Genomic DNA, 8806 nt, shown 5'->3' with positions numbered 1-8806 from the left:
CGACACTGGCGAACGCGGCCAGCACCGCGGCCCGCCCGGCGGACTCGGAGTCGAACATGTTCGGGGTGTCGCTGAACAGGTTCAGCGCCGCCCCCTTGCGTTTGTCGATCAGGAGGCGGAACCCCATCGCGCCGCGCACCGGGGTCTCCGCGACCAGGATTTTCGCCAGTCGCGGCCACAGCGAGGGGGTCGTCAGGTCGGTGTCGATCTGCGGCGTCTCCTCTTCGATGGCGTCGATGCAGGGGCCGTCGCCGGCCCGCCTTTCGATGTCGTCGATCTGTTTGGCGAGCCGGTCGCTGGCGCCCACGGTGATGTATTTGTCGTTCTCGCGCACCAACAGGCTGGCGTGGTCGCAGCCACGGACTGTCAGAGTGGCGGCGATGCAGATGGCCGCATACATCTGGTTGGCGTCTGAGCCCTGATAAATGATTTCTGCGAGGGCGGCGAAAACCGTCGCCGGGTCGGCCTTCTCTCCGCCCGTCGCGGGTGCGTCCGCGCCAGTCATCGATTGGTCCGCCATGTCATGCCTCGTTCCTGCGGTGTCGGCGGTGTTATCCGCGTTCGATCGCCGTAGATTATCCGCCGCCGGTACCAGCCTTACACGCCGTTTCGTCCTGATGCGCCGATCTCGGGGATCTTGCTGGTCACCGATGACCGCCAAACCCGCTGACGATGCGCGGAAGGCACGTCCAAACACTCACGAATCGCGAGACATTGGAAAGATGGTTCTACCACGTGCGCGAGGTTTCGGCTGGCCGCAGGAGGGAAGGACGTTCTGAATGGGAGTGACCGTCGCGGTGACCGGACCAACCGGGGAGATCGGTATCTCCGCGGTGACGGCGCTGGAACGCGAGCCCGCCGTCGACGCGATCATCGGGATGGCCCGCCGGCCGTTCGACCCGTCGTCGCGCGGCTGGCTGAAAACCACCTACCAGCAGGGCGACATCCTGGACCGTGAGGCCGTCGACGCCCTGGTCGCGCGGGCCGACGTGGTGATCCACCTGGCCTTCATCATCATGGGGTCGCGCGACGAGAGCGCCCGGGTGAACCTGCAGGGCACCCGCAATCTGTTCGAGGCGACGGTGGCCGCCGTGCGGCCGCGCCGCCTGGTGTACACCTCGTCGGTGGCGGCGTACGGCTACCACTCCGACAATCCCGTCCCGCTGACCGAGGACGTCGCCCCCCGCGGGTCCGCCGAGCACTACTACTCCGAGCAGAAGGCGGCCTGCGAGGCGCTGCTGGCCGACATCACCAAGGATTCGCCGCTCGAGGTGTTCGTTCTGCGGCCGTGCATCGTCGCGGGCCCGAAGGCCACCGCGCTGGCCGACGCCATGCCGTGGAACCAGCTGCCCGGCCCGGTGCGTGCGGTGGTCAAGGCCGTCCCGGTGCTCAAGCCCGTGGTGCCCGATCCGGGTTACCCCCTGCAGCTGGTCCACCACGATGACGTCGCGACGGCGATCGCCCTGGCGGCCACCGCCCCGGCGCCGCCGGGGGTGTACAACATCGCCGGTGACGGGGTCGTGACCGTGGCCGATGTGGCCAGGGCGCTGGGTGGCCGGCCGGTGCGGGTTCCCGCCGTCGCCGCCACTGCGGCCTCGGCGGCGATCTCACGGGTGCCGCGGGTGCCGTCCATGCTGGAATGGCTGCACACCGCGCGGACGTCGATGGTCATGGACACCACCAAGGCCAAGACCCAGCTGGGCTGGCGCCCGCTGCACTCGTCGGCCGAGACGCTGGAAGCGCTGGCCTCGGGGGTGTGAGAGCGTTGTTCTGCTCGGCGCCCGCCCGCCGGCCAAGGTAGTTTGATCCGATGGGACTTGAGCGTTTCGCCGCGTCTCGCGACGTCGCCGCCGGCGGTGAAATCGCCTAGTGGGTCACGTCACGTCGCGCCGGCGGGTGACGCATCTGTCCGCCGGTGAAGCGATCACCCGACCGGAAACCCTGGTCGTCGAGGAGCCGTTGGAGATTCGGGTCGACGGCGCGGCGGTCACCGTGACGATGCGCACCCCGGGATCGGATTTCGAACTCGCCCAAGGCTTTCTGCTCACCGAGGGCGTCATCGCGGGCCGCGACGACGTACACAGCATCCGCTACTGCGCCGGGCGCGACGACGACGGCGCGAACACGTACAACGTGCTGGACGTGACCCTGACGCCCGGCGTGCCGAAGCCCGTTCTCGACGTCACCCGCAACTTCTACACCACCTCCTCGTGCGGGGTGTGCGGCAAGGCGTCACTGGACGCGGTGCGGCTGCTCAGCCGGTTCTCGCCCGGCACCGATCATGCGACCGTGGCCGCAGCCACCCTCGAGGCGATGCCCGGTCAATTGCGTTCCGCGCAAAAGGTTTTCGACAGCACCGGGGGCCTGCACGCTGCGGCGTTGTTCGGCGCGGACGGCGCGATGCTGGTGGTGCGCGAGGACGTCGGCAGGCACAACGCGGTCGACAAGGTGATCGGCTGGGCGACCGAGCACCGGCGATTGCCGCTGCAGTCCACCGTGTTGCTGGTCAGCGGGCGGGCGTCGTTCGAGTTGACGCAGAAGGCCGTGATGGCCGGGATTCCGGTGCTGGCGGCCGTGTCCGCGCCGTCGTCGCTGGCGGTCTCGCTGGCCGAGGAGTCCGGCATCACGCTGGTGGCGTTCCTGCGGGAGGACTCGATGAACATCTACACCAGGGCGGATCGGATCACCTAGGTCGATGGCGGCGACCCGCGGCGCCCGGCTACGCCGCGCTTGCGATCGCCGCTAGGTCGATGGCGGCGACCCGCGGCGCCCGGCTACGCCGCGCTTGCGATCGCCGCTAGGTCGATGGCGGCGACCCGCGCCGCCCGGCTACGCCGCGCTTGCGATCGCCGCTAGGTCGATGGCGGCGACCCGCGGCGCCCGGCCACGCCGCGCTTGCGATCGCCGCTAGCGTTTCTGCGCCGGCTGTGGATGGACGCCGCACTGGGGATAACCGGGGGCCGCGGGCGGCCTCGGGTGGCGTCGACGGCCCGTCCCGTCGGGGTCACCGGGCACCGTGGCCCGCATGACAACCGAAACGACCATGACCCGGATCCAGCTGGGGGCGATGGGTGAGGCGCTCGCCGTGGATCACCTGACCCGGATGGGATTGCGCATCCTGCAGCGCAATTGGCGCTGCCGCTACGGCGAACTCGACATCATCGCCCGCGACGACGCCACCTCGACGGTGGTGTTCGTCGAGGTGAAGACCCGCACCGGCGACGGTTATGGCGGGCTGGCGCACGCCGTCACCCCGCGCAAGGTGCGGCGGTTGCGCAGGCTGGCCGGGCTGTGGCTGGCCGGCCAGCACCAGCGGTGGGCCGCGATCCGCATCGACGTGATCGGGGTGCGGGTCGGGCGCCGCCGCACCCCCGAGATCACCCACCTGCAAGGGATCGGCTGATGGCGCTGGGACGCGCGTTCTCCGTCGCGGTGCACGGCGTGGACGGGCAGACCGTGGAGATCGAAGCCGACATCACCTCCGGGCTGCCGGGCGTGCACCTGGTGGGCCTGCCCGACGCCGCCCTGCAGGAGTCTCGCGACCGCGTCCGGGCCGCCGTCACCAACTGTGGCAACTCCTGGCCCCAGGCGCGGCTCACCCTGGCGTTGTCGCCGGCGACCCTGCCCAAGATGGGGTCCGTCTACGACATCGCCCTGGCCGCCGCGGTGCTCTCGGCGCAGCGCAAAAACCCCTGGGATCGGCTGGAGAAGACGGTGCTGCTCGGCGAGCTGTCCCTGGACGGCCGGGTCCGGCCGGTGCGCGGCGTGCTGCCCGCGGTGCTGGCCGCCAAGCGCGACGGCTGGCCGGCCGTGGTGGTTCCCGTGGACAACCTCGCCGAGGCCAGCCTGGTCGACGGCATCGACGTGTGGGGCGCGCGGACCCTGAAGCAGCTACACAAGTGGCTCAGCGGCACCGGCGCCCTCGACGGCCGGATCGACGTCAAACCCACGGACGGCGAGCCCGCCGCGGACCTGGTCGACGTGGTCGGGCAGACCCAGGCGCGGTTCGCGGTAGAGGTGGCCGCCGCCGGGGCGCACCACCTGATGCTCACCGGCCCGCCCGGCGTCGGCAAAACGATGCTCGCGCAACGCCTTCCGGGGCTGCTGCCGCCGCTGACGGACGACGAGTCCCTGGAAGTGACCGCGATTCACTCGGTGGCCGGGCTGTTGTCGGGCGACACCCCGTTGATCACCAGGCCGCCGTTCGTGGCGCCCCATCACAGTTCCAGCGTCGCCGCGCTGGTCGGCGGTGGGTCCGGGATGGCGCGCCCGGGCGCGGTCAGCCGCGCACATCGCGGGGTGCTGTTCCTCGACGAGTGCGCCGAGATCCGGGTCAGCGCGCTGGAGGCCCTACGAACACCGTTGGAGGACGGCGAGATTCGCCTGGCCCGCCGCGACGGCGTGGCGTGTTATCCCGCCCGGTTCCAGCTGGTGCTGGCCGCCAACCTGTGCCCGTGCGCGCCGGCCGACCCGCAGGACTGCATCTGCGCGGCGGCGGCCAAGCGCCGCTACCTGGGCAAGCTCTCGGGACCGCTGCTGGATCGGGTGGACCTGCGCGTGCAGATGCATCAGGTGAAGGCCGGGGCGTTCGCGGGTGGGGACGCCGAATCGACCGCGCAGGTTCGCCGCCGGGTCGCGCAGGCCCGCGCGGCCGCCGCGCAGCGCTGGCTACCGCACGGGTTTCGCACCAACGGTGAAGTCAGCGGGACGCTGCTGCGCCGGAAGTTCCGTCCCAGCCACGCGGCCATGGAGCCGCTGCAACGCGCGCTGGACCGCGGGCTGCTCAGCATCCGTGGCCTCGACCGCACATTGCGGGTCGCGTGGAGCCTGGCCGACCTGGCGGGCCGCACGTCGCCCGGGACCGACGAAGTCGCCGCCGCACTGAGCTTCCGTCAACCCGGGGCGCAGCGATGAGCCCGGCGAGGCAGCGCCCGGGCGCGCTACCAGCGCGCCATGCTCAGCCAATCGGTGTGCCCACCCCGCACCGCTATCGCGACACTCACCAGAATCGCGAACGCACGGGCGAATTGGGCCATGGCACGGCCACTTTCGCCCCGGTGTTCCATCTCGCGCAGCCCGAGGCAGGCCAGGCCGATGCTGATCACGGGAATGGGAAAACCGATCCAGCTGACCAGGCTGAGCACGAACGCCGCGACGGCCCAGGGGTTCTTTGGGCGCTCGGACACGCTGTACACCATCGGCAGGTCGAGGATCATGGGTCGTTCCGTTCGTTGCGGGCCGGCGTGCGGCGGGCGGCTGATGACACCACACTCGCGCGCGGGGCTCAAAGGATTCTTGGCGCGTTCTTGGGCCGGGGGGCGCGGCGATGACGACGGCGCTCGACGACCCCGCGCTGCGCGCCTGGGCGTATCTGTCCCGGGTGGCCGAGCCGCCCTGCGCCGAACTCGCCGCGCTGGTGCGGGGCGTCGGCCCGGTCGAGGCGGCCGAACGGGTCCGCCGTGGCCTGGTCGACGACGACCTGGCTCGCCGCACCGAGGCCAGGCGAGAAATCGACTGCAGTGCAGCCGATCTCGAGCTACTCGCCCGGCGCGGCGGCCGGTTGATCACCCCTGACGACGACGAATGGCCGCTGCTGGCGTTCGCCGCGTTCCACGGTGCCGCACCGCGCCCGGGTGGCGGTGCCCCGACGGTGCCGCCGATGGTGTTGTGGGCGCTGGGACCCGTCCGGCTCGACGAGGTCGCGCACCGGGCGGCCGCCGTGGTCGGGACGCGCGCGTCCACCGCGTACGGCGAGCACGTCGCCGGCGAACTGGCGGCCGGGTTGGCGCAGCGCGACGTCGCGATCGTCTCGGGAGGCGCGTACGGCATCGACGGCGCGGCGCACCGCGCCGCGCTGGACTGCGACGGCATCACCGTCGCGGTCCTGGCCGGCGGGCTCGACGTCCCCTACCCGAGCGGTCACACCGCGCTGCTGCACCGGATCGCCCAGCACGGGCTGCTGTTCAGCGAATACGCGCCAGGTATCCGCCCCGCCCGCCACCGATTCCTGACCCGCAATCGGCTGGTGGCCGCCGTGGCCGGGGCCGCCGTGGTGGTGGAAGCCGGCCTGCGCAGCGGCGCGGCCAACACCGCGGCCTGGGCGCGGGCGCTGGGGCGGGTGGTGGCCGCGGTGCCCGGACCCGTGACGTCCTCGGCGTCGGCGGGCTGCCATGCGCTGTTGCGCAACGGCGCCGAGCTGGTGACCCGGGCCGACCACGTCATCGAGCTCATCGGCCATATCGGCGAACTGGCGGCGCAGGATTCGCACCCCGCGACGCCGCTCGACGGCCTCAGCGACGCCGAACGCCGGGTCTACGAGGCGCTGCCGGGCCGCGGCGCCGTCACCGTCGACGAGATCGCGGTCGCCTCGGGCATGGTGCCTGAGCTGGCGCTGGGACCGCTGGCGATGCTCGAGCTGGCCGGGCTGGTGCAGCGGCAGGAGGGGAGGTGGCGAATCGTCCGGGCCGGCCGGCTCAGGCAGAAAGCTCCTGGCTGATCGACCATTCGAACGCGCTCGCGGTGGACCGCGCACCCTGGGCGGCTTTCGAACGGTTCGGCTCGCCGAGCTGCGCCAGAAGCCGCCCAGCGGCGATCACGATGTCGGCGAATACCGCCGGAGTCAGGTATCGGGGTTGCAGCGCAAACAGCAGGTCCTCGGTGGAGGTGTTGCCGCTTGCCCCCGGCGCGAAAGGACAACCGCCCAATCCGCCGAGCGCTCCGTCGACCATGGTGGCGCCCCCGCGAATAGCGGCCAGGGTGTTGGCGACTCCCATGCCCCACGTGTCGTGCCCATGGAAGACGATCTCGTGATACGGCGCAACGTCGCCGACGACTGCGACGAGCTGATGCACGTCGTCGGGGGTGGCTTGGCCGAGCGTGTCACACAGCACCACACTCGCGACGGCCACCGCGCGGTCGTCGGTGATCAGGTCGAGGACGCGCTGCGGATCGACGGCACCGCTGTATGGACAGGTGAACGCGGTGGCCAGGGTCAGCTGCAGCTGGCCACCGACGGCTGTGACGAGGTCGACGGCCTCCGGAAGGGCGGCCATGCTGTCAGCGGTGGTGCGCCCGACATTGGCCAGGTTGTGTTCGTCGCTGACCGACACGCAGTACTGGAAATTGCGTGCGCCCGCCTCGATTGCGCGGGCGATGCCCCGCGGAGTAGCCGTCCACACCCAGCACCGTCGCAGCTCCTCGGCAGTCAGCGCCGCGATGACGTCGAGGGTGTTGGCCATGGGCGGCACCAAGTCGGGTCGCGCCATCGCGCCGATCTCGATTGCGTCGATGCCCGAGGCCAAGAGCAGCCGTGCCAACTCGACTTTTCGCTCGGTGTCGAGGGGTTTGCCGGTGAGCTGCAGGCCATCGCGCAGGGTGACGTCACGCAGTTGGACTGAAGGGTTCATCTGATCACCTCCGGCGTGTCGAGGCCGTCGAGGTGCAGCTCGGTGTCCGCAGCGCCCAGGATCTCCTCGGTGTGTTCACCCAGATCCGGTCCGAGGCTTTGTATTTCGCGCGGGCAGTCGCCGATGCGCGGCACGATGCCCGGGAATGCGACGCCGGCCAGGATCTCGGTGCCGGTGGACACGGGCATTCGCTGGATCATGCCGCGCGCCAGAAACTGCTCGTCGGCAGCGATGTCGGCAGCGGTGTTGATCGGACCGGCGGGAACATCGGAGGCCTCCAGCGCGGCCAGCACCTGATCGGCGGGCAGTTGAGCCGTCCACCGGCCGATCACGTCGTCGAGTTCGTCGCGCGCCTCCCAGCGCTGCGCGTTGTTGCTCAGCCGCGCAGCGCCGGCCAGGTCGGGCCGGCCGATCAACCGCATCAACCGCCGGAAGATCGCGTCACCGTTGCCGGCGATGACCACCCATCGCCCGTCGCGGCACAGGTAGGCGTTCGAGGGCGCCACACCTTCCAAGCGCCCGCCACACCGGGCACGGGTGACGTGATACGCGTCGTATTCGGGGACCAACGATTCCATCACCGAAAAGATCGCTTCGGTCAACGCGACGTCCACGGTGCGGTCGGCCAGGGACGTGGATCGTCCGGCGATCCGGTCCTTTCGGAGTTGCTGCATCGCCACCAATGCGCCGAATGCGGCATAGAGACCCGCGATCGAGTCACCGATGGATACGCCGACGCGTGATGGCGGGCGATCCGGTTCGCCGGTGAGGGCGCGAAGGCCCGCCATCGCCTCGGCGACCGCGGCGAATCCCGGTTGCCGGCGCCGTGGTCCGGTCTGGCCGTAGGCCGAGAGGCGCACGATGATCAGCTCCCGGTTCTGCGCACTCAGTTCGGCCGGCCCGATACCCCACTTCTCCAACGTCCCCGGCCGGAAGTTTTCGAGCACGATGTCGCAGGAGCGGGCGAGTTCGCGCACCGCAGCCTGCCCGTGCTCGGTCTTGAGGTCCAACACCACAGACTTCTTGTTGCGGTTGATGGTCCGAAACAACATCGAGGTCGTGCCCGAGTAGAGCCGCCAGCTACGCAGCTCGTCTCCAGTCTCGGGTCGTTCGATCTTGATCACTTCCGCGCCGAAATCGGCCAAGAGCCGCCCGGCGGTCGGTGCGGCGATGTAATTGCCGAGCTCAAGGACGCGCACGCCGTCCAGTGGTCCGCCATTGAATCTGTCCATATTCGACACCTCTCTAACCACATCGTGCATCAGAACCTACATTATGCCTTCCTGAGCCTTCCCTACTGGGACTCAATCCACTACAGTCGGCCGGGTGTATTGCTGATCACATCGGAAGCGAGAAACCACGTTGTGGGACGAGAGAGCTGGGGAATGACGACGTCACGA

Annotated in this window: 9 protein-coding genes; 5 read left to right on the top strand and 4 right to left on the bottom strand. The window is 70.2% G+C overall.

The window, feature by feature from the left end:
• Nucleotides 1–520: GAF domain-containing protein (locus A9W96_RS28330; RefSeq protein WP_066878123.1), on the bottom strand; the 520-nt coding region annotated here is incomplete at its 3' end.
• Between the two features lie 259 nt (nucleotides 521–779).
• Between A9W96_RS28330 and A9W96_RS28325 the strand changes: the two genes are divergently transcribed.
• The 4 genes from A9W96_RS28325 (at nucleotide 780) to A9W96_RS28310 (ending at nucleotide 4914) form a co-directional block, all read left to right on the top strand.
• Entirely contained in the window at nucleotides 780–1760 is a 981-nt protein-coding gene (locus tag A9W96_RS28325; RefSeq protein ID WP_067144528.1) for an NAD-dependent epimerase/dehydratase family protein, read from the top strand.
• Between the two features lie 109 nt (nucleotides 1761–1869).
• Nucleotides 1870–2691: a formate dehydrogenase accessory sulfurtransferase FdhD gene (gene fdhD / locus A9W96_RS28320; protein WP_067019606.1), complete on the top strand. Its 822-nt coding sequence runs from the start codon at nucleotides 1870–1872 to the stop codon at nucleotides 2689–2691.
• A gap of 334 nt (nucleotides 2692–3025) precedes the next feature.
• Nucleotides 3026–3403, top strand: a complete 378-nt coding sequence (locus A9W96_RS28315; RefSeq protein WP_066870365.1) for a YraN family protein — start codon at nucleotides 3026–3028, stop codon at nucleotides 3401–3403.
• Nucleotides 3403–4914 (top strand): YifB family Mg chelatase-like AAA ATPase, encoded by a 1512-nt coding sequence (locus tag A9W96_RS28310; protein WP_067144527.1) that lies wholly within the window; start codon nucleotides 3403–3405, stop codon nucleotides 4912–4914. Before A9W96_RS28315 ends, A9W96_RS28310 begins: the two co-directional genes overlap by 1 nt.
• A 26-nt stretch (nucleotides 4915–4940) precedes the next feature.
• Here the strand turns inward: A9W96_RS28310 and A9W96_RS28305 are convergent, their stop codons facing one another.
• Complete coding sequence (locus tag A9W96_RS28305) at nucleotides 4941–5216, bottom strand: DUF4190 domain-containing protein (protein WP_066878128.1); 276 nt, start codon at nucleotides 5214–5216, stop codon at nucleotides 4941–4943.
• A 110-nt stretch (nucleotides 5217–5326) separates the two neighbouring features.
• Between A9W96_RS28305 and dprA the strand changes: the two genes are divergently transcribed.
• Nucleotides 5327–6496 carry a DNA-processing protein DprA gene (dprA, locus tag A9W96_RS28300; protein ID WP_067144526.1) on the top strand — a complete coding sequence of 390 codons (1170 nt, stop codon included), beginning with the start codon at nucleotides 5327–5329 and terminating at the stop codon, nucleotides 6494–6496.
• Here the strand turns inward: dprA and A9W96_RS28295 are convergent.
• On the bottom strand, nucleotides 6474–7406 hold the full coding sequence (locus tag A9W96_RS28295) for a hydroxymethylglutaryl-CoA lyase (RefSeq protein ID WP_067144525.1): 933 nt from the start codon (nucleotides 7404–7406) through the stop codon (nucleotides 6474–6476). The genes dprA and A9W96_RS28295 overlap by 23 nt on opposite strands.
• Nucleotides 7403–8638: a CaiB/BaiF CoA-transferase family protein gene (locus A9W96_RS28290; protein ID WP_067144524.1), complete on the bottom strand. Its 1236-nt coding sequence runs from the start codon at nucleotides 8636–8638 to the stop codon at nucleotides 7403–7405. Before A9W96_RS28290 ends, A9W96_RS28295 begins: the two co-directional genes overlap by 4 nt.
• Nucleotides 8639–8806: the final 168 nt, after the last annotated feature.

The organism is Mycobacterium sp. 1245852.3 (assembly GCF_001669335.1).
Classification (GTDB): domain Bacteria; phylum Actinomycetota; class Actinomycetes; order Mycobacteriales; family Mycobacteriaceae; genus Mycobacterium; species Mycobacterium europaeum_A.
This window is presented reverse-complemented; position numbering and strand designations above follow the sequence as displayed.